This window comes from Anaerobacillus sp. MEB173, assembly GCF_052119505.1.
Classification (GTDB): Bacteria; Bacillota; Bacilli; order Bacillales; family JBJMAU01; genus JBJMAU01.
Genome location: NZ_JBJMAU010000014.1, coordinates 44567 through 63542 on the forward strand (window position 1 = coordinate 44567; position 18976 = coordinate 63542).

An 18976-nucleotide genomic window follows, 5' to 3' on the forward strand; every position below is an offset into this window, starting at 1 on the left:
TAATAATAGAGAGTTCGAAATTGCTAAATTTCATACGCTTTTGTACGACTTTTTAAGTATTTATTCATTATTATGGTAAAATCGAATGATCAAAATGTTGTAGGAGGTAAATTGTGATGAACGAAACGACTCAAAACTACTTTGAGAAAAACCGTGAAATCCATCTTTCTGAACTGAAAGAGTTATTAAGAATACCAAGTATTAGTGCGGAATCTCAATATAAGGATGATGTGAGTCAGGCAGCACATTGGATTACAAAGTCATTGCAAAAAGCAGGAATGGAAAATGTTGAAGTGATACCGACAGATGGTCATCCTGTTGTATATGGCGATTGGTTACATGCTGAAGGGAAACCAACAGTACTTATTTATGGACATTATGATGTTCAACCAGTCGATCCTGTTGAGCTTTGGGATAGTCCACCATTTGAACCTGACATCCGTGATAATAGGATCTATGCACGTGGTGCGAGTGATGACAAAGGGCAAACATTTATGCATATTAAAGCCCTTGAGGCTTTGCTGCAAATAGAAGGGGCACTTCCTTTTAATTTTAAATTTTGTATTGAAGGTGAAGAGGAAATTGGAAGTCCGAATTTAGATCGTTTTGTTGCAGAAAGGAAAGAACAGCTAGCAGCTGATGTATTAGTCATTTCTGATACACCAATGCTTGAAAAAGGAAGACCAGCAATTTGTACGGGATTACGTGGTTTGTGCAGTCTGCAAATCGATGTAAAGGGTACGAAAGGGGACCTCCATTCAGGATTATACGGAGGCGCAGTTCAAAATCCGATTCATGCTCTTGTACAGCTTCTTGATTCAATGAGAAATGAAGATGGACAAATCACCATCGATGGATTTTATGATCATGTTACACCGCTTTCCAAGGAGGAAAAAGAAGCATTTGAAGCATTAGGTTATGATGAGGGAGCAATGCAACAGGAGTTAGAAGCACCAGAATTATTTGGTGAAAAGGGTTATACAACGTTAGAGAGGACCTGGGTTCGTCCCACATTAGAGGTGAATGGCATTTATGGAGGGTTTCAAGGAGAAGGTGTAAAAACAGTCATTCCAGCAGAAGCCCATGCAAAAATCACTTGTCGTCTCGTTCCTGACCAAGATCCGGAAGAGGTTGTATCACTCATTGAGAAGCATATTGCCAATCATACTCCGAAAGGGGTAACGATTACGATAAAAAGATATGACAGCGGCCGACCTTTTGCAACACCAATTGATCATTCTGCCATACAAGCAGCGGGGAGAGCATATGAGAAAGTGTATGAGACCCCTGTCGCATTCACAAGAATGGGGGGCTCGGTTCCCATTGTGGAAACGTTCAATCGTCTCTTACAGTTACCTGTTGTACTAATGGGATTTGGGTTGCCGAATGAAAACTTCCATGCACCAAATGAACACTTTCACCTTGAAAATTTCGATAAAGGATTACTGACACTTTGTGAGTATTGGTATGAGCTAGAAAGAACTCTTACGAAGTAATGGTTTGGTTGTGATAGGCGTCACTTCTATAGTAACGGTTGTTTGTTAAAATAAAACTAGTTAATGATAACATTTCTCATTAAATGGTTGTTAGACTGAACAATTATTGTACTATAGAAAGGACGTTGACAATGGCAAATATTCGAATTGAAAAGAATGATTTAATTCTTGAAGCAGATTTAGCAGACTTACAAGTGATTATTGAGGAAGCAACAAATAATTTAGATAAGTATAAAGAGGAGATCGCGGTTATATACGAAAAGATGCCTAAATTTGATTATAAGTATTTTTGCTTTTACGCATATTCTACGTATCGACTGCTTGAAACGGCATTAAACTTTGATACAGACAAAGTAGGGCATTTTCGTTTAATCGCACCAGATGAGTTTTTCTATGCCTTTTATGGTATGATTGCTACTCTTCACGAACAAGCGAATTTGGTAGTTGAAAGTTGAAAGTTAAAAGTTGAAAGCATCGATTTCATGAGTGAAATCGATGTTTTTTGGGCGGCTTTCTGTTACGAGATCATGAACAAAAAAGCTGAACAGAATTTTCTGTTCAGCTTAACTATTTAGTATATTGAAATAGAACAATTGATTTTTAAAATGTTATTTAGTTCTTTTTCCTTTTGCCCGTTTATCAGCAGCTTCTGCTCTTGCTTGGGCTTCCAAATCATTATGATCTGCTAATTCACTTGAATATTCTACGTCCAAACCATCTGGTTCTGGTGTGTTGTTTTTACGATTTTTCTTTCCCATCTTGCCATCCTCCTGATTATGTTTATTATTGAATGTTACCCACGTCTTGATGAATTATAGATCCGATCAGCGGCTTTAAATTCTGAAAAAAAATGAACTTCCTGCGCCTTTTTTAAAGTCCGTCTTTCTTCTTTCGCACGGCGTTTCTTACTTTCCATGAAAATTCCCCTCACTTTCCTAGAAGTTACGGATATTTTTCCCAAAAACAATAAAATCTATGTAGAATTTAGAATTTAGAATTGTTTGCGGGTCTTTTCAAGTAGGACAAAAAGGCCTCTTAGAAATCGCTAGATAATTTTACATTTTACATTTTCAATTTTACATTAAAAAAGATGACCGGCTCTGCGGTCATCTTTGGTATTATGCTTCTTTCAAGTGGCTTTCTTCGATTGCTGTTTGTTGACGCATTGTGTAGAGGTGATATTGATCCTTTTCAATTTGAAAGAGATCGTATATTATCTCATTGGCATTAATTTGGTTGTAGACATCAGAGCGAATTTCGTTTGCCAAGGTAGAATAAGGTAATTTGCTTGCTGCTCGTATTGAACGAATATTTTCCTTGCGGATACGCATGAAAATCGTCTGAATATCAAGTTCAAAGAATAGTTCCGAGAAGAAGGCGTTTTTGGCAGCTTGATTATAACCTTTGCCAAAATAAGGCTTACCAATCCATGTTCCCAAAAAGCCTGCACCATCCTGTACATCAAATAAGTTGATCGTTCCAATGGGATTTCCCCACTCGTCGACAATCGTACGAGAGACGAGTTCGCCTCGTTCTTCTGCTTCAATCGTTTGTTTTGTTAAAAATAAAAATTCATCATAAGAATACGCTTTTTGCCTTACATACGGAAAGACAGCTGGGTCAATCAATAAATCATATAATGCGTGACAATCAGTGAGTTCTCGTCTTTTTAGCATAGGAAATCCCTCCTTGCGAGGGCAGAAAACAAGCCCACCCTCGAATTTAATGTGAAATTACTAATCAAATTCGGGGTGGGAATCGAACCCACTAAAACCAGTTGTTCACTGGTGGCGCAACCAATTGCCTTCCCATTTAAGTTTTTATGTGAAAGTGTTTTGACTTTTTAATGAATACGGAAATAGTTTTCATTTTTATAATTTCTCCGTATTATGGTGATATTTATGGAATTAACCCGTATTCAAGAAAAAGAATGTATTTATATATAGTATGATGTGCTTTCCTCTGTATTCCATCAAATATCTTTAATTTCCTCATTTATCATAATCGATTTTATTCTAAAATGATACTATTTTTTTGTGTCATTCTTGTAAATTTTTTCCCCGTTAATAATTGTCATAATGGGAGTAGCAAGGTAGTGAAAAGGATGATGGTTCCATAATACGAAGTCGGCATCTTTTCCTTTTTCCAGACTTCCAACAAGATGATCAACACCTAAGTTTCTTGCCGGATTAATCGTAATTGCTTCGAGAGCTTTGTGCTCATCCAATCCTTCACGAACAGCTATGGCTGCACATATATTTAAATATTGAATGGGTGTATATGGGTGATCCGTCGTAATTGATACCGAAACGCCATTGTTAGCAAGGACATGGTACGTATCCCATGTTTTATTTTTTAACTCGATTTTTGAACGCCGGGTTAATGTAGGACCAATACTTACTTGCAGGTTAAGATGTTTTAGTTCATCAACAATCAAATGTCCTTCTGTACAATGCTCTAAACGCAGGTCAAGATCAAATTCTTCAGCAAGACGAATGGCTGATAGAATATCATCAGCACGATGGGCATGTATTCTTGTTGGAATTTCTTTATTTAGGGCGGCAACTAAAGGGGCAATCCTTGGATTATTAGGCTGCTTGCTATGTTTTGCCTCATAAAATGCTTCACGCAACATGCCCATAATCCCCATTCGTGTAATCAAATCGTTTTTTGAGGAATTACTATGGATGCGTTTTGGATTTTCGCCTAGAGCTATTTTTAAACCGGCATTTTCACGAATCATCATGTCTTTGATATTTTTTCCGACAGTTTTAATTACTGAAGTAGTTCCGCCAATGACGTTAGCACTTCCAGGCATCACTTGGACTGTTGTCACACCATATTTAATAGCATCTTTGAACCCAATATCAAGCGGGTATACACCATCCATTGCCCTTATATGTGGTGTTAGGGCTTCTATGGTTTCATTGGCATCATTACCTGCCCAACCGGTTCCTTCATCATATAAGCCAAGATGCGTATGAGCATCAATAAAGCCGGGTAATAAGTGCAGGCCATTGGCATCAATGATTTTCATTGTGTTATTTTCAGGGATGTGCTCACTAACTTCATGAATCTTTCCATCCTTTACATGAAGATCAGCTTTATTTAATATAGGTGATGTTATCGGATAAACGGTAGCATTTTTAATTAAAAGTTCCATAAGTTCTCCTTTTCCTCGAGTTCATAGGTAATAATAGTATATGTAATGTGGGCGATTATTGCTTATTGTCTTACTAGATCGGTTAATGCTTGAGTTAAGGTAGGATAATCGAATGTGAAGCCAAATTCTTCAGCTCTTTTTGGAAGAACATATTGTCCTTCTAAGACAAGCACACTCATTTCCCCTAGAATGATTTTCAAGGCTATGCCCGGCGTAGGTAACCAATGGGGTCGCCCAATGACATTACTTATTTCTTTCCCCATTTCCCTCATTTGAACTGGGTTAGGAGCCGTTACATTTAATGGTCCTTGAATAAGATCATTTTCAAGCGCAAATAGGATCATCCTTATAGCATCGTCAATATGGATCCAAGATAACCATTGCTTACCTGATCCAATCGTTCCGCCGGCAAAAAATTTATACGGAGTAACCATTTTTTCAAGGGCACCACCAAGAGTAGACAAGACGACACCAAAACGTACTAATACTGTCCTTACACCTAAATCGTTTGCATGATTTGCAACCATTTCCCATTGATTCACGACATGAGCCAGAAAGTCAGTGCCGCAAATTGTTGTATCTTCAGTAAACGTCTTCGTAAGCGAAGTTCCGTAATATCCTATTGCCGAGGCATTAACCAATACATGTGGATTTGTTTCCAGTTTCTCAATTAGATTTAGAATTTCATTTGTTGCATCAATTCGGCTATCTAATATGTTCTTCTTTCTCGTTTCCGTCCAACGCCCACTGTTCAATGATTCCCCGGCAAGGTTAATTACTGCATCTATTTGTTTAAGGTGTTCCTCAGGCTGGTCTCCATCATTTAACCATTGAACATATGTAACACGCTCACGATTGTTTTTATTCTTCGTACTACGAGTCAAAATGTAGATATGATGACCAGATTGAAGTAACATTTCAGTTAGTTTGCTACCAATGAATCCTGTTCCACCTGCGATAACTATATTCATTCTTCATTCACCTTCCAAAATAAATGTATTAATACTACTATACTCTTTTAGGATACAGATCTTCACTAAGAGAAAAATACTCACTGCCTATACTCTAAACTCTACACGCTAAAAGTGGTAAAATGAAAGAGGGTGATGTTCTGAATGATCTTAGTTACAAGAATTACGACACAAAAGAGGAATCAGGAACGGTTTAATGTTTATATTGATCGGGGGAACGGTGAGGAGTATGGTTTTAGTGTTGATCAGGACGTTCTCATCTCATGTCAATTAAAAAAAGGCTCTAATGTTGATGAAGCCCAATTAAAGGTAATCTTGTATCAAGATGAAATTAAAAAAGGGTTTAATGCAGCACTAAATTATTTATCATACCGAATGCGGACGGTAAAAGAGATACATAGTTATTTACATAAAAAAGAATATTCAGAAGCGGCCATAAATGAAGTGATAAAGAAATTGTACGAATATAAATATGTAGACGATCTGGAATTCGCAAAGGCGTTCGTTCGTACCCGAAAAAATACAACTGTGAAAGGTCCAGAAAAAATTAAACAAGAGCTTAAGGAAAAAGGTGTAAATCAAACTCATCTAGAAGCGAGCCTTGAGCAGTACTCGTTTGAAGAGCAGGTTCAAGCTGCTGTGACTTTCTTAGAAAAGAAAACAAAAATGAGTAGGAACCAATCAATAAATTCGTTGAAGCAAAAGCTAACAAGGACACTATATGGAAAAGGATTCTCCTTGGAGGTCATTGAAAAGGCTTTTGGATATGTAGACATGTCTGTTGATCAAGAAACTGAATGGGAAGTGCTTGTGAAAGAAGCAGAAAAAGCAATGCGAAAATATCATCAAAAATACCAGGGGTGGGAGCTGGAACGACGCATTCGGCAATATTTATACGGCAAGGGCTATTCATTTGAATTAATTGATAAATATATTAGTACAATTCCCGACAATAATTAATTTACTATATGACAAAATAACTTAAAGGAGATTTGGCAATTATGGAAAAAAGATATAGTGAGCTAACAGAATATGAATTAAATCAAGAGATTGCTGCATTAAAAGAAAAGGCTAGAAAAGCAGAACAAATGGGGATGGTCAGTGAATATGCAGTATATGAACGGAAAATTACGATGGCGAAAGCATATTTAATGGATCCTGATAATTACAAGGAAAATGAAGTGTATGAAATTGAAGGGGAGGAAGGATCAGTATTTAAAATTTCATATATGAATGGAAGGTTTGCGTGGGGTCATCGAAATAATGAAAGTGAAGAGAGCGCTTTACCCATTTCCTTATTATTGAAGAAGGTTGAAGAGAAGTAGTCGAAACTACTTCTCTTTCGGTACCTACGCGCGTTTTCTTGTTTGGATTCGTAATACTTGGTTGTGCAGACTACGCTCTGTTTCACCGTTAACTTGTGCAAATGCATGTTTTGGATTAGCTCTTGGAGATTGGAAAGGGTCGCTATAATATCTGTGACTATTTGCATGTTTTTTACCCAATTTAAACGCCTCCTTAGATGATCCAGTTAGACTTATTAGCACTACTCATTTTTAAAGATGATTAACCAAGTATTTATGCTTCATTGTTATTCTATTTCGCGCTTTTTGTTGGAGTTGAACATTCGTTCTTGTGGATGGTCACGAGTTGTTCCATTAGGTCGTTTAGAGGAGTATTCCTCCTTTGCTCGAGGTTCTCCATCATATGACATCCGATTAGGAAAGCCATTTTCTTTATTTCGCACCATTTGGTGAAACCTCCTTTCTAACCGGTACAAGCATAGTATTTGTTGTTTTCAATTCTTTATGGTATGTAAGTATTGTTAACTTTTTTAGGGGGTAAAAAAATGAATGATCGCTTTAATCGTTTAGCAGCTACATTGCTTGAATACAACGACCAACTTTCGTACGGTCAAGCGCTTTCTTGGGTCGAAAGTATGTGGGAAGATTACGAAGCAACCTATGCCAAGGCAGGAAGAGAATACAGAGATATAAAAGAAACAGAAAAAATGATCTTAGACTGGATCCAAATCTACGGTCCGCACTTACACGAAATCGTCAGCCTAAACCCAAAATTTGCACATTTACTGGAAGATAATTATTTGAAACACTGAAGCCTAATTTAGAATGTAGAATTTAGAATTCTTGTAAGTAATCTCATTGATGATATAAGGAAAAAAAGTGATGTATAAAGTACATCACTTTTTTAAAAATTACTTCTTTGATTTTCTTAAATAATTCTAAATTCTACATTATTAATTCTAAATTAAACTAGTCTGTTGCAAATTCGAGTTTCTTTTTTAGCGTTTCCTCACTGTAGACCCAGCCTGTGTAGGAGCTAAGGATATTGTAATCGTGGTCAAGCTTTACAATGGCTACAAATGGGTAGTGACCTTTACTTCGGTAACGGAGGTCGATAAAGCGAACTTCGTTGTAGTCCTTTTTTTCTTCGACTTCCCAGCGGTATGTTGGTGAGAAGGACAGAAACGCATGTAAATTGTCATCTTTTCTCGCTGCATTAATTAACGGTGTATCGGGAATAGGGATAAACTCGTACTTCTCAAAAAAGTTAATCTGATGATTTCTTGATTCAGCAACATATAAATATTGCCGTGTACGGATGACAAGATGCCATTGGTTCCATTTGAAACTGGGTGAAATAAACACATGTGTTGCATCAGGAATAATTCTTTTTGCATGTTTAATGACACTATGTCTGGCATTTGTTCGCCAAATATAATAGAAGATCAAAACAATATAGAGGGTAAGAAAGGTATAACCGGGATCAAAGCCGTAACGCCACAAAATAATGGCAATTATATGAGAAAAGAAAATAAACGGATCAAAAATATTTATAATACCGAAGGCAATCCAACGCTTAGAAAATGGTGCTAATCCTTGTGTGCCATAGGCATTGAACAGATCTACAAAAACATGTAAAAACACTGCTAAAAATGTCCATAACCAAAGATGAAGTAAGTTTGCTTCAGGAACAAAGAAGAAGATTCCTGCAGTAATCAGCAATGGCCATATGATAACAGCAGGTATAGAGTGTGTCATTCCTCGATGATTACGAATATAGGTTGCATTATTTTTTAATTTAAGTATTGTATCAAAGTCTGGTGCTTGTGAACCTATGATGGTTCCGATCATCACAGCTTGAGCAAGTGCAGGATCATTTCCAACAACAGGATCTAATGTTGCCAGGCCACCGAGACCTATCCCCATAACAACGTGGGTCCCTGTATCCATCTTATGTTTGATCCTCCTTAATGTAAATGTGTGCTATCTATACTTTGCCTCTATACTTATTTATACCCGATAATTGTGAAATTAAAAAGGGAGGAATATGAAAATTGCGAGAAAATTTACAAATCTTTATTGAATACAAAATTAAAGCTGAAGCTGTTCAAGCATATGAGCAAACTATGAGAAAAATTATTGATCTATTGCCAGAATTTGAGGCGAAAAACATCCAATGGTTTGTGGCAACAGACCAGCCACATCTTTATGTAGAGATGTTTGAAGTTCCAACTGTTGCCCATTACCATGCATTAAAGAAACTTAGAAGATCGAATGATCATCACTTATTTAAAGAATTAGATCCATTAATTGATGGCGGACTGCAAAAATTAAATTGCTGGGCGTTCCAATCATGTCAGCGAGAAGAGTAACTGGAGGAGAATTTAAGCGTGAGAAAAAATACATTACAACAAGATTTAACAACATGGTTCAAATATAATCAACGCGACCTGCCATGGCGGGAAAATCAGGATCCATACCGGATTTGGGTTTCTGAAGTGATGCTCCAGCAAACGAGAGTCGAAACGGTGATTCCGTTTTATCATCGATTTATAGAAAAATTCCCAACAGTTGAGGCATTAGCATCGGCTGATGAGGAACACGTATTAAAAGCGTGGGAGGGCTTAGGGTATTATTCACGGGTAAGGAATTTGCAGAGTGCCGTTCGAGAGGTATCTGAAAACTATAATGGTGTCGTTCCAAATACTAGTGAAGAAATTTCATCGCTCAAAGGTGTTGGACCTTATACAGCCGGTGCGATTCTAAGCATTGCTTATGATCAGCCTGAGCCAGCCGTCGATGGCAATGTCATGCGGGTATTATCACGCATTTATAACATTTGGGATGATGTTTCTAAACAAAAAACAAGAAAGAATTTTGAAGAAATCATTAGAGAACTATTAATTGATACAGATCCATCGATGTTTAATCAAGGATTGATGGAATTAGGGGCTTTAATTTGTACACCACGGAGTCCATCATGTGAAACATGTCCGGTCCAAGTCCATTGTCTGGCATATGAAAAAGGAGTACAAGCAGAATTGCCAGTCAAGAAGAAAAAGAAGGCGCCAAAGCCAAAGAAAATGGCAGCTGTTTTCTTAAAAAATGAAAATGGAGAAGTACTGATTCATAGACGCCCTAACACGGGGTTACTAGCACGTCTATGGGAGTTTCCAAATCACGAAACCATCGAAAAAGCCGGCTCACAACAGGAACAATTAGGGGCCTTTTTACAACAGGAATTTAACATTAAAGCAATTATTGGTCATGAAATTCAACAGGTTGAACATGTTTTTTCTCATCTTGTTTGGAATATTACCATTTATGAAGGAGAGCTTCTTGGTGAAAAATTTGAGGATGAGGATTTTCACTGGGTGAATGCGACTAAAATTAAACAATATCCATTTCCAGTTTCTCATCAGAAAATCATTGCCCAAAACATAAAGGAGGAGTAAATTCTTGGATTTAAAATTGCAAAATAAGGTTGTTTTTGTTACAGGTGGCTCAAAGGGGATTGGAAAAGGAATTGCTAAAGCTTTTGTTGAAGAAGGAGCGAAAGTGGCTATTGCTGCAAGATCCAAAGAAGCACTGCTGAAAGCAAAGGAAGAGCTCGGAGGTCATGTTCAAGTATATGAGGCTGATTTATTGATAAAAGAAGAGCGCGAACAGCTATTTGAACATGTAATCAATGATTTTGGAACGATTGATGTGCTGATTAATAATCTTGGCGGCAGTAATGGCAGTGCAACACTTGAGACTGAGTTATCATTATTCGAGGAAGCGATGAATTTAAATTACTTTTCAGCTGTTCACTTTAGTCAGCTTGCTGCTAACGAGATGAAGAAGAAGCAGTGTGGTGCGATTATTAACATCTCCTCTATATTTGGACGGGAATCAGGCGGTAAGCCAACCTACAATAGCGCCAAAGCAGCAATGATTAGTTTTACGAAATCATTAGCAGATGAATTGATTAAAGATGGAATTCGTGTAAATGGTGTAGCCCCTGGATCAATTATTCACCCAACAGGTAATTGGCAAAAACGGTTAGATGAAAATCCTGATAAGATAAATCGATTTGTTGCTGATGAAATTCCTGCTGGACGATTTGGAACAGTAGAAGAAATAGCGAATGTTGTTGTCTTTCTCGCGTCAGAAAAATCCTCCTGGGTCGTTGGGGCCACAGTGAATGTTGATGGCGGACAATCAAAATCTAATTTTTAATATGGGAGTGAAAGACATTCACTGTATTAGTTTAAGATTGCTAAATAAATACCACAACATGCGAAAATTAACATGTCAAAAAAATGAGCTGGAGGATGACTGCTAGCTCATTTTTTTCACCAACTTATAATTTTGTAATTAGCGGTTTCAATCGCTGGGCTGCTTCAATTAATCGATCGTCTGATTGAACAAGGGCAATCCGTACATAGCCTTCTCCTCCATCTCCGAAAGCATGCCCGGGAGTAACGATAACACCTTCATCAATAGCAGCGAGGGCAAAGCTTAATGACGTCCAGCCTTCAGGGATTTTTGCCCAGATAAACATTCCGCCTTGTGGTACTTGGACATTCCAGCCTAATTTATGTAATTCATGAATAAAAACATCACGACGCTTTTGATAAATCGCTGTAGATTCTTCTAAAAACTGATAATTACTCGTTAATGCTTGTGTGGCAGCTGCTTGGATTGGATGAAATACGCCGTAATCAATATGTGATTTTAAGATTGCGAGTGGTTCTAATAATTCAGGCTTACCAATGATGTAACCGATGCGGGAGCCAGCCATATTAAAGCTTTTTGATAATGAGTTTATTTCAATGGCAGTTTCTTTTGCACCTGGTATGGATAATATACTTAACGGTTTATTCTGATCAAATAGTAGCTCACAATACGCAAAATCATGAACAATTAATATATTATGTTTCTTTCCAAAATCAATTAGCTTTTCAAAATAGTGACGGTCGACCAAAGTTGGAATTGGATTTCCGGGGTGGCTTACAATCATTATTTTTGCTCGTTTACAAATTTCCTCAGGGATGATATTTATATCTGCCTTAAAATTGTTTTCTTCGTTAAGTGTGACTGGATACAGTTCGCCTCCAGCGATATGGACACTCGCAGAGTAAATTGGGTATCCAGGATCAGGAACAATTACAATGTCACCTTTATCTAAATATGCAAGGGCCAGGTGAGCAAGACCATCCTGTGAGCCCATTAACTGTAATACTTCATTTGACGCTAGATTTACGTTGAAACGATTTTTGTAATAGTATGCAACGGCTTCTTTAAATTGTTCAGTTCCTGATAGTGCATAACCATATTGATCATTTTTCTTAACTTTCTTTGCTAAACATTCTTTTACAAATTCAGGTGGTGGAAGATCAGGACTTCCGATACTTAAATCAATCATATCAAAGCCTTTTTGAAGCTTTAGTGATTTTTTTGCTGCTAAATCACTAAAAACACTGGTTGCTAAATGCTCTAATCTTGAAGATGGTGTAATCATAAATTTCCCCCCATTGTCTGATTTCTCTCTTTATTCATTATATAACAAAAGAAGTTTAGAGTTTAGAATTTAGAGTTTAGAGTTAATTAAATGGATATTAAAATAAAAATAATTTTTCATATTAGAGTAGGTTTCAATAACTCTACACTCAACACTCTAAACTATTTAACGTTTGTATAGTTAATTTAAGGATAGAAGGGAAATCTTCTAGGTGATCTTCATTTAGTTTTCGGTTAAACTGAAGGTTGCATGTTGAAGTTAGATTTTGTTTTTGATGATTGTTCCAATTGTAGGAGATCTGTTGGGTAATTAATGGTCTGGATTGCCAGGCATCCTTTAATATATGATAGATTTGTTTTGGATCGTCATTTTCATCCTTTATTGGAATCGTGAACGAAATAACAAGGTGGCAGCCGTTGTTTTTCCCGTGTTGCTCAAGTATCTCACCAGCCAAGTCCTCCGTATTAGCAATGAGTGTAACCGTTGCTGAAACGGGTGTTTCTTGTTTTTTCGTTTTAAATGTACAGTGATATTTACGTGACATAAGCGCTAAATCTATTAAATCCTTCCGATCAATAATGAGAATTTCCTCATTCAGATCAAGATCATAAATCACCCCTTCAAGAACAACTTTCATATTTTCATATATCGTAGGATCAAACATAATATCACCTTTCTTCTAAATTTCTCACTCCTTAACGATCTTATCACAATGAAAAGGTTGAACATTAATGACTATGCTCAACCTTCTGTATCCTAACATTGACGCATCCTATAGTATTAAAAGCCTTTATCTAAATAATCAAAGGAAGGATCTGACCCATGTTCGGCAACAACGTTCTCCTGTTGCAGACCGCCTCGGGCTTCAATTTCTTCAATAATTTCGCGGTGGATCGTTACACCCTCGGAATTTAAATACGGTGTCATTTGCTGAAGACCGTGATGAAAATACGAAAGTTCTTTATCACTCCATTCAGATTTGGGCATCATTGAAAGTTCAGTCATATCGCGACCATCATACATATTAATACCTCCATGGTTGTTTTTTTATAGTCTTTCTATGAAGATGTGAAGCTATACGATATAATGTTTTCTTAAGAGCATGAAAAAAATATTATTGTAATACATACATAAGGAGGAAATTAATTTTGGAAAGGAAAGTAGCATTAGTTACTGGAAGTAGTCGAGGAATTGGGAAGCAAATTGCCTTACGTTTAGCAGAAAAAGGATATGATCTTGTTATCAACTATGCGCGTAGTAAAACGGCAGCATTAGAAACAGCGGCTGAATTAGAAGCTTTAGGAAGTAAGGTGTTAGTAGTCAAGGCGAATGTAGGTAAACCTGAAAAAATTAAAAATATGTTTCATGAAATTGATGAAACGTTTGGGAGACTGGATATTTTAGTAAATAATGCAGCTTCTGGTGTACTGAGACCTTTAATGGAATTAGAAGAAAGCCATTGGGATTGGACGATGGATATTAATAGTAAAGCATTATTGTTTTGTGCGCAGGAAGCTGCGAAAAGAATGGAGAAAAGCGGTGGAGGGAAGATTGTTAGTTTAAGCTCTATTGGGTCGATTAGATATCTTGAAAATTATACAACTGTAGGGGTATCAAAAGCAGCACTTGAAGCTTTAACACGTTATTTAGCCATTGAATTAGCACCGATGAATATTGTTGTAAATGCAGTTTCTGGAGGTGCGGTAGATACAGATGCGTTAACACACTTTCCAAACCGAGAAGAGATGTTGGCAGAGGCTAAGCGCCGTACACCTGCTGGACGAATTGTAGAGGCGGAAGATTTAGCTAATACTGCGATGTTTTTACTTTCCGATGATGCAAGTATGATTCGCGGCCAAACAATTGTTGTTGATGGCGGGATTACTTTATTAGTTTAAAAAAGTATAGAAATATAGGATAAAAAATCACCTCTTGGACAAATTAATTCTTGTGGAGGTGATACACAATGGCTAATCAACAACAAAATCAAAACCAAACAGCAGCAGGAACTAACATTCAAAAAGTAAGACAACAAAATGCTGCTTCTGCACAAGGTCAAAGTCAAAACACTGAGTTTGCTAGTGAAACTAACGCTCAGGAAGTAAGACGTCAAAACCAACAATCTCAAGCGAAAAAACAACAAAACCAACAACAATAGTTGTACAAAAGACTCCCTATCTATTCGTGATTAGGGAGTCTTTTGTGTAGAGATGGATAAAATGGATCATTTAATGTTACAAATAAGATGTAATTAGTAGTATTAAATGATTTATTTTACTGATCAATTAATCCACATTGATTTAAAAATAAGTATGAAAGAGGTATAATAATATAGATTACAAAAGCAGAAAAGCGGTTTCAGAAAAAATATGTTAGTAAGTGTTAAGTTAGTAAGTGTTAAGTTAGTAAGATGGTTAGAGGTGATCGTATAAATTTAAGGAAAGGAGAAAATTGATGAGTTTCCCCAAAACCGGAAGTAAGGTACAAATCCAAAGTTATAAACACAATGGATCTCTTCATCGCATTTGGGAAGAAACCATCGTATTAAAAGGTACATCAAATATCGTGATCGGTGGAAATGATCGGATTCTAGTTAAAGAAGCAGATGGTAGACACTGGAGGACTCGAGAACCAGCAATATGTTATTTTGATGCGAAACATTGGTTTAATACGATTGGTATGATTCGTTCGGATGGAATTTATTATTATTGTAATTTAGGGTCTCCCTTTTCATATGATGAAGAAGCATTAAAATACATTGACTATGATTTAGACATAAAAGTCTTTCCGGATATGACATACACGTTATTAGATGAGGATGAGTACGCCCTTCATCGAAAGCAAATGAACTATCCAAAGGCCATCGATGATATTTTACAGTATAGTGTTAAAGAGCTTATTTCATGGATAAATCAAAGAAAAGGTCCATTTGACCCTCAATTTGTGGAAATGTGGTACGAGCGTTTTTTACAGTACCGATAAAATTATATATCGTGTAAGAAAGCCTGTTGAATAAGGTAATTATCATTCAGCAGGTTTTACTAATTGTTTGAGGTGATTTTTTCTGGATAGTATTATTCGTTATTTCAGGTTTGTTAAGCCTTATTGGAAGATGATTATTGCAACAATTGTTATCGGTATCTTGAAGTTTGGAATACCGTTAATGGTACCACTATTATTAGCGTATGTGATTGATGACATAATAAATGGAACAGGAATGACGCAAGCCGAAAAGCTTTCTCAACTTGGACTGGTTATGGGAATTACTTTTATTATATTTCTTGTTGTCCGTCCTCCTGTTGAGTACTATCGCCAATATTTTGCACAGTGGACGGGGAGTAAAATTTTATATGATATCCGTGATCAACTGTTTGATCATATCCAAAAATTAAGCTTACGTTTTTATTCAAACCGTAAAGTAGGCGAGATCATTTCCCGAGTTATTCATGATGTGGAACAAACGAAAAACTTTGTAATAACGGGGCTAATGAACTTGTGGTTGGATATGTTTACGATTGTATTAGCAATTATTATTATGATGAACATGAATGTTTGGTTAACACTTGCGGCGATAGCGCTTTTTCCGTTATACGGTTTTTCAATCAAGTATTTTTATGCTAGGTTACGAAATTTAACAAAAGTCAGGTCACAAGCACTTGCAGAGGTTCAAGGGCACTTACATGAACGATTGCAGGGAATGAGTGTCATTCGAAGCTTTGCGCTTGAGGATCACGAACATAAGCAATTTGATAAACGTAATTCTCATTTTCTCGAAAAAGCATTGGATCATACGAAATGGAATGCAAAAACGTTCGCTGTTGTAAATACAATCACAGATATTGCCCCGCTTCTAGTCATTGGCTTTGCTGGGTACCTTGTTATTTCTGGTGAATTATTAATTGGGCAAATGACAGCTTTTGTTTTATATATGGAACGTCTATATAACCCTTTACGACGATTAGTCAATTCATCGACAACATTGACTCAATCGATTGCATCAATGGACCGGGTGTTTGAATTTATTGATGAGAAATACGATATTGTTGATAAACCGAATGCGAAAAAGATTAGTAAGGTCGAAGGAGATATTCAGTTTGATCATGTGAATTTTTCCTATAATGAAAATGAAATTGTTGTACTTAAAGATATAACACTTCATGTAAAAGCAGGTGAAACAATTGCTTTCGTAGGTATGAGTGGTGGCGGAAAGAGTACAATTGTTAGTCTTATTCCAAGATTTTATGATGTGACAAAAGGCAGAATACTGCTTGATGGCGAGGATATTCGAAACTATCAAGTTAAAGATTTAAGAAATCAGATGGGTATTGTGTTGCAAGATAATATTTTGTTTAGTGATTCTGTGAAATCGAATATCTTAATGGGCAATCCGTCAGCCAGTGATGAAGAAGTAATAGCAGCAGCAAAAGCAGCAAATGCACATGACTTTATTATGGAATTGCCTAATGGATATGATACAGAGGTTGGAGAAAGAGGCGTGAAACTATCAGGAGGACAAAAGCAGCGAATTGCAATTGCTAGAGTCTTTTTGAAAAATCCACCGATCCTTATCTTTGATGAAGCCACTTCGGCACTGGATTTAGAAAGTGAACATTTAATTCAGGAGGCCCTCGTAAAATTGGCAAAAGACCGGACAACATTTATTGTAGCGCACCGTTTATCAACAATAACTCATTCTGACCGGATTGTGTTAATTGAAAACGGTCAAATTGTTGAGAGCGGTACACATGATGAATTAATGAGAAAACAAGGAAACTATTATCATTTATTTGAAGTTCAACATCTTCAGTAAGTTTTCAAAGTCTTGTGTAATATCACTTGCCACTTACATACAATGTAAAAAAGGGGTAGGTGATCAAATGGAATTCATCTTCCATTTTGAAGATACAATGAAAGCCTTGGAAAAACTCGAAAAAGGAGATTTTGCTTATTTTTACTCTTGCGAATGTCTTGTGATGATTAAAGAAAAGGATGACACATTGATCTTTGAATCTGATCATCATAAGACATTTATTACTGATCTTTGTGATACAGCTATAAAAATTTCGAACGGTAAAAAAAGAGCAACAATTGAGAAGTACGGATTCCCAGGACAGTATTGGTTTGCCAGCTGTGATGGTAAATATATAGGTATCTATGAAAAAGATGAAATGATGCAGACGGTTACAACGATTGGTATTTATTCTGTAAAAGAGTTCAGTCAAATGATCTATCATTTAGTGAATGCATATCAAAAAATTCTAAAAAAAGTAAATCCCGATGTAACATATGAAAAAGAATTTGGACAATTAAACAAACTAAAGAAGCAGATTAAATTGTCATAAAAAACCACTATGAATTGTTCTTTCATAGTGGTTTTTCTTATGGCCTTAATCTTTATCTTCTTTTACGTAAATTTCATTATCTGCGGAATGGTGATTATAAAAGTTAATGACTAGCTTATCTAATCGTTCTAGCTGGTCACTATAATCAATAATTAAACCTAAGATGGGGAAGATGTGTAGCCATTCTGTGCGATCTACTTGCTGAGTATCATAGAAATCCATAAAGGTTTCAGTTAAGGTTTGTTTTTTATTTGAAACCTCTATATAAATATCATTATCTGTATGAGGACGCACTTTCCCGATAAATGTTAGTAAAATTCGTTCGTGATAGGATGTTAAATCTTCTAGCTGAGATTGAATCAAATCCTGAAAATGCTTTGGCATATGATGCAGTTCATGTTCATGGCGCCGCAAGTTTTTTAGAAGAAATAAGGCTTTGTTCGTCGCGTTTAACATTTGTTTAAATACTACGAGCTTACGTGCCTTGGATTGTCTTTTTTTACGTTGATAATTTCTCTCTTCTTTATAAAAGAGAAAAAGTGTTTCCATTTTTACCATACTTTCTCTAAGCCTTGTTAAATCTTTTTTCAAAGCTTTTGGATCGGTGTCATGTTTAATAATAAGTCGTATCCATTGAATGATGGATTCTGTATTATCCACTATTTTATGATAAAGCTTTGTTTCGTATTTTGGCGGGATGAAGAAAAGGTTAACAATGAATGCCGAAACAACGCCAATTAAAATCAGTAAAAAGCGGGTGGAAGCAAATTCAATAAAATTATCAGTAGGTGATTCCATAATAATAATGACAGTGACAACAGCAATTGGAATGGCAGTTTCAAATTTAAGCTTTAAGTTAATGGCAATGACAATAATACAAACTAATCCAATCACAAAAGGTTCATGCCCAAAGGTAAGTACAAACAGTACTGCAAATACTGCTCCAATAATGTTCGCTTGTATTTGTTCAAGTATCGTTTGATAAGAACGATAAATGGAAGGCTGGATAGCAAAAATAGCAGCAAGTGCAGCGAACATAGGTGGCTCTAGCTTAAGTAACAGCGCAATATAAAGTGATAGAACAATTGCGACTCCGGTCTTTAAAATCCGGGCTCCAAGTTTCATATAATAAGCTATCCTTTCATTAAGGTTGTTTCAAGACATTCAGTTATATTTTTCCACAGCAAGTAAACC

25 protein-coding genes are annotated in these 18976 nt (G+C 36.3%); 13 read left to right on the forward strand and 12 right to left on the reverse strand.

Annotated elements, in window-relative coordinates; all coding sequences use genetic code 11:
* Positions 1–116 precede the first annotated feature (116 nt).
* Complete coding sequence (locus ACJ2A9_RS18880) at positions 117–1496, forward strand: dipeptidase (protein WP_441423243.1); 1380 nt, start codon at positions 117–119, stop codon at positions 1494–1496.
* A gap of 131 nt (positions 1497–1627) precedes the next feature.
* Entirely contained in the window at positions 1628–1951 is a 324-nt protein-coding gene (locus ACJ2A9_RS18885) for a hypothetical protein (RefSeq protein ID WP_441423244.1), read from the forward strand.
* Between the two features lie 153 nt (positions 1952–2104).
* On the opposite strand, the gene ACJ2A9_RS18890 is transcribed toward ACJ2A9_RS18885, so the two are convergent.
* From ACJ2A9_RS18890 to ACJ2A9_RS18910, 5 genes are all read right to left on the reverse strand, one after another.
* A complete protein-coding gene (locus ACJ2A9_RS18890; protein ID WP_441423274.1) occupies positions 2105–2305 on the reverse strand; it encodes a YfhD family protein in 201 nt (66 codons plus the stop codon).
* The gene (locus ACJ2A9_RS18895; RefSeq protein ID WP_441423245.1) at positions 2290–2412 is read right to left on the reverse strand and encodes a YfhE family protein; all 123 of its coding nucleotides are present in this window, start codon (positions 2410–2412) and stop codon (positions 2290–2292) included. The genes ACJ2A9_RS18890 and ACJ2A9_RS18895 overlap by 16 nt, the downstream gene beginning before the upstream one ends.
* Before the next feature lie 202 nt (positions 2413–2614).
* Positions 2615–3172, reverse strand: coding sequence for a GNAT family N-acetyltransferase (locus ACJ2A9_RS18900; RefSeq protein WP_441423246.1), 558 nt, complete (start codon positions 3170–3172; stop codon positions 2615–2617).
* Between the two features lie 350 nt (positions 3173–3522).
* Positions 3523–4659, reverse strand: coding sequence for an amidohydrolase (locus ACJ2A9_RS18905; protein WP_441423247.1), 1137 nt, complete (start codon positions 4657–4659; stop codon positions 3523–3525).
* A gap of 62 nt (positions 4660–4721) precedes the next feature.
* Positions 4722–5630 (reverse strand): TIGR01777 family oxidoreductase, encoded by a 909-nt coding sequence (locus tag ACJ2A9_RS18910; RefSeq protein ID WP_441423248.1) that lies wholly within the window; start codon positions 5628–5630, stop codon positions 4722–4724.
* Between the two features lie 144 nt (positions 5631–5774).
* Between ACJ2A9_RS18910 and recX the strand changes: the two genes are divergently transcribed.
* A complete protein-coding gene (gene recX, locus ACJ2A9_RS18915) occupies positions 5775–6590 on the forward strand; it encodes a recombination regulator RecX (RefSeq protein ID WP_441423249.1) in 816 nt (271 codons plus the stop codon).
* Between the two features lie 41 nt (positions 6591–6631).
* A complete protein-coding gene (locus ACJ2A9_RS18920; RefSeq protein ID WP_441423250.1) occupies positions 6632–6955 on the forward strand; it encodes a YfhH family protein in 324 nt (107 codons plus the stop codon).
* Between the two features lie 24 nt (positions 6956–6979).
* Here ACJ2A9_RS18920 and ACJ2A9_RS18925 read toward each other — a convergent pair whose 3' ends face one another.
* Positions 6980–7135, reverse strand: a complete 156-nt coding sequence (locus ACJ2A9_RS18925) for a YpzG family protein (protein WP_441423251.1) — start codon at positions 7133–7135, stop codon at positions 6980–6982.
* An 86-nt stretch (positions 7136–7221) separates the two neighbouring features.
* On the reverse strand, positions 7222–7380 hold the full coding sequence (gene sspK, locus ACJ2A9_RS18930) for a small, acid-soluble spore protein K (protein ID WP_441423252.1): 159 nt from the start codon (positions 7378–7380) through the stop codon (positions 7222–7224).
* A gap of 99 nt (positions 7381–7479) precedes the next feature.
* On the opposite strand from sspK, the gene ACJ2A9_RS18935 reads away from it, so the two are divergent.
* Positions 7480–7746, forward strand: coding sequence for a YfhJ family protein (locus ACJ2A9_RS18935; RefSeq protein ID WP_441423253.1), 267 nt, complete (start codon positions 7480–7482; stop codon positions 7744–7746).
* 157 nt (positions 7747–7903) lie between these two features.
* Here ACJ2A9_RS18935 and ACJ2A9_RS18940 read toward each other — a convergent pair whose 3' ends face one another.
* Positions 7904–8884 carry a metal-dependent hydrolase gene (locus ACJ2A9_RS18940; protein WP_441423254.1) on the reverse strand — a complete coding sequence of 327 codons (981 nt, stop codon included), beginning with the start codon at positions 8882–8884 and terminating at the stop codon, positions 7904–7906.
* A gap of 104 nt (positions 8885–8988) precedes the next feature.
* Here ACJ2A9_RS18940 and ACJ2A9_RS18945 point away from each other — a divergent pair, with 104 nt between their 5' ends.
* The 3 genes from ACJ2A9_RS18945 to ACJ2A9_RS18955 are packed head-to-tail and all read left to right on the forward strand — an operon-like array spanning position 8989 to position 11155.
* Positions 8989–9306 carry a hypothetical protein gene (locus ACJ2A9_RS18945; protein ID WP_441423255.1) on the forward strand — a complete coding sequence of 106 codons (318 nt, stop codon included), beginning with the start codon at positions 8989–8991 and terminating at the stop codon, positions 9304–9306.
* Positions 9307–9324: 18 nt separating this feature from the next.
* The gene (gene mutY, locus ACJ2A9_RS18950) at positions 9325–10389 is read left to right on the forward strand and encodes an A/G-specific adenine glycosylase (protein WP_441423256.1); all 1065 of its coding nucleotides are present in this window, start codon (positions 9325–9327) and stop codon (positions 10387–10389) included.
* 4 nt (positions 10390–10393) lie between these two features.
* Positions 10394–11155 carry an SDR family NAD(P)-dependent oxidoreductase gene (locus ACJ2A9_RS18955; protein WP_441423257.1) on the forward strand — a complete coding sequence of 254 codons (762 nt, stop codon included), beginning with the start codon at positions 10394–10396 and terminating at the stop codon, positions 11153–11155.
* Between the two features lie 124 nt (positions 11156–11279).
* On the opposite strand, the gene ACJ2A9_RS18960 is transcribed toward ACJ2A9_RS18955, so the two are convergent.
* The 3 genes from ACJ2A9_RS18960 to ACJ2A9_RS18970 form a co-directional block, all read right to left on the reverse strand.
* Positions 11280–12440: an LL-diaminopimelate aminotransferase gene (locus tag ACJ2A9_RS18960; RefSeq protein WP_441423258.1), complete on the reverse strand. Its 1161-nt coding sequence runs from the start codon at positions 12438–12440 to the stop codon at positions 11280–11282.
* A gap of 148 nt (positions 12441–12588) precedes the next feature.
* A complete protein-coding gene (locus ACJ2A9_RS18965) occupies positions 12589–13104 on the reverse strand; it encodes a hypothetical protein (protein WP_441423259.1) in 516 nt (171 codons plus the stop codon).
* Positions 13105–13220: 116 nt separating this feature from the next.
* Positions 13221–13463 (reverse strand): cytosolic protein, encoded by a 243-nt coding sequence (locus tag ACJ2A9_RS18970; RefSeq protein WP_441423260.1) that lies wholly within the window; start codon positions 13461–13463, stop codon positions 13221–13223.
* 125 nt (positions 13464–13588) lie between these two features.
* Here ACJ2A9_RS18970 and fabL point away from each other — a divergent pair, with 125 nt between their 5' ends.
* The 5 genes from fabL to ACJ2A9_RS18995 all read left to right on the forward strand — a co-directional run bounded on the left by fabL (position 13589) and on the right by ACJ2A9_RS18995 (position 17782).
* Complete coding sequence (gene fabL, locus ACJ2A9_RS18975) at positions 13589–14338, forward strand: enoyl-[acyl-carrier-protein] reductase FabL (protein ID WP_441423261.1); 750 nt, start codon at positions 13589–13591, stop codon at positions 14336–14338.
* 68 nt (positions 14339–14406) lie between these two features.
* Complete coding sequence (locus tag ACJ2A9_RS18980; RefSeq protein ID WP_441423262.1) at positions 14407–14598, forward strand: gamma-type small acid-soluble spore protein; 192 nt, start codon at positions 14407–14409, stop codon at positions 14596–14598.
* Positions 14599–14894: 296 nt separating this feature from the next.
* Positions 14895–15422, forward strand: coding sequence for a nucleoside tri-diphosphate phosphatase (ntdP, locus tag ACJ2A9_RS18985; RefSeq protein ID WP_441423263.1), 528 nt, complete (start codon positions 14895–14897; stop codon positions 15420–15422).
* An 82-nt stretch (positions 15423–15504) separates the two neighbouring features.
* Positions 15505–17250: an ABC transporter ATP-binding protein gene (locus ACJ2A9_RS18990; RefSeq protein ID WP_441423275.1), complete on the forward strand. Its 1746-nt coding sequence runs from the start codon at positions 15505–15507 to the stop codon at positions 17248–17250.
* A 67-nt stretch (positions 17251–17317) separates the two neighbouring features.
* A complete protein-coding gene (locus ACJ2A9_RS18995) occupies positions 17318–17782 on the forward strand; it encodes a hypothetical protein (protein ID WP_441423264.1) in 465 nt (154 codons plus the stop codon).
* A 45-nt stretch (positions 17783–17827) separates the two neighbouring features.
* On the opposite strand, the gene ACJ2A9_RS19000 is transcribed toward ACJ2A9_RS18995, so the two are convergent.
* Complete coding sequence (locus ACJ2A9_RS19000; RefSeq protein ID WP_441423265.1) at positions 17828–18907, reverse strand: FUSC family protein; 1080 nt, start codon at positions 18905–18907, stop codon at positions 17828–17830.
* Between the last annotated feature and the right edge of the window lie 69 nt (positions 18908–18976).